The sequence below is a fragment of the Nocardia anaemiae NBRC 100462 genome, from assembly GCF_001612725.1.
GTDB lineage: Bacteria > Actinomycetota > Actinomycetes > Mycobacteriales > Mycobacteriaceae > Nocardia > Nocardia anaemiae.
Genome location: NZ_BDAZ01000052.1, coordinates 1 through 1,620 on the forward strand (window position 1 = coordinate 1; position 1,620 = coordinate 1,620).

Consider the following 1,620-nt stretch of genomic DNA (forward strand, 5'->3'; position numbering starts at 1 on the left):
GAGGCGGTGGTCGCGACTCAGCGTCGCGGGCGTGGCCAGGTCGAGACCCTTGTCCGTGCGGTCGCCGAAGCGCATTGCGCTGGTGTCGATGTCGATTGGGTTGAGTTCTATGCCGGGACGGGTGCGCGGCGGGTGGATTTGCCGACGTATCCGTTTCAGCGGCAGCACTATTGGCTCAGCTCGTCCGAGGCATTCGGTGACGTCGGCAGCCTCGGACTCACCGAGGTGGACCACCCGATCCTGCGCACGATGGCCGGTGTTCCGGGCGGCGATCGGGTGTTCACCGGTCGACTATCGGTGGCGGCGCAGCCGTGGCTGGCCGATCACGTGATCGGCGACTCGATCATCCTGCCCGGTGCGGCACTGGTGGAATTGGTTATCCGCGCGGGCGACGAAGCCGGGTACGGGCAGCTCACGGAGTTGACACTGCAGGCACCCGTGGTGCTGTCGCGAGGCGGTGGGGTCGCGGTACAGGTGGTGCTGCGCGAGCGGTCGGTCTCGGTGTACGCGCGACCGGACCGCTCCGATGCCGAATGGGTTCTGCACGCCGAGGCGGAGCTGGCTGCCAGCCCGCCCGTTGTGGCCGGTTTCGAGTCGGATGCCTGGCCGCCGCCAGGGTCGACCGAGGTGGATGTTCGCGCGAGCTACGCGCGGCTTGCCACGGCGGGATATCGGTACGGCGCCGCATTCGCTGCTGTGCAACGTCTTTGGCGGCATGACGACGATCTGTACGCCGATATCGCGCTGCCCGATTCGGTCGATGTCGCCGGATTCGGCATCCATCCGGCAATGCTCGACGCGATCGTGCACGCGCGGGTGCTCGGCTTCGACGAGACACCGTCCGACGGCGAAGTGCGGTTGCCATTCGCATGGGAGGACGTGGCGCTGCTCGCCACAGGTGCCAGGCAGTTGCGGGCCCGGATCGCTGTGACCGGCAATGACGCAGGAAGATTCGAGGCATTCGATGCGTCGGGCCGTGCGGTGGTATCGGTGCGCCGCCTGGTCGCGCGACCCGTGCCGCTGGCGCAACTGACGCACAAGCTCGTGCGCCGATCATCGGCCCTGCAGACGCTACGTTGGATAGCGGTGCCGGATCACCGCGACGAGAGCACCGTGCCCGTCCTTGGTCTGGCGGACGCGTTAGCGCTCGTCGCGGGCACAGCGGAGCTTCCCGGCGTCCTCGCTGTCGAATGCGTTGCCACGGTGGGCGTTGCCGATGTCGTGGCCGAGGTGCACGCCTTGCTCGACGACGTATTGCGGCTCGTGCAGCGGTTCGTCGCCGAGGAACGGTTCGGCCGCTCGCACTTGGTCCTGCTCACGCGCGGTCTGACCGGGAGCGCGGTGCGGGGCCTGCTGCGGTCCGCACAAGCGGAGGAGCCGGGCCGGATCACGGTGGTGGACCTGGACGGTGCTGCGCAAGGTGCCGATTTCGCGCACCTGTCGGTGCTGGGTGAGCCGGAACTGTCTGTTCGCGATGGTGCGGTCTTCGTTCCGCGGCTGGCCGCCGCCGAAACCGACGCGCTGGTGCTTCCGGAGGGTGACTGGCGGCTGGCGGTGATCAACAGTGGTGTGCTGGATGGTGTTGGGGTAGTGGGGCTTTCGGGGTCCGGTCCAGCACTC

Annotated in this window: 1 protein-coding gene; it reads left to right on the plus strand. The window is 68.1% G+C overall.

Annotated elements, in window-relative coordinates; genetic code table 11:
• Positions 1-1,620: polyketide synthase family protein (locus tag NA5_RS27170; protein WP_174555276.1), on the plus strand; the 1,620-nt coding region annotated here is incomplete at both ends.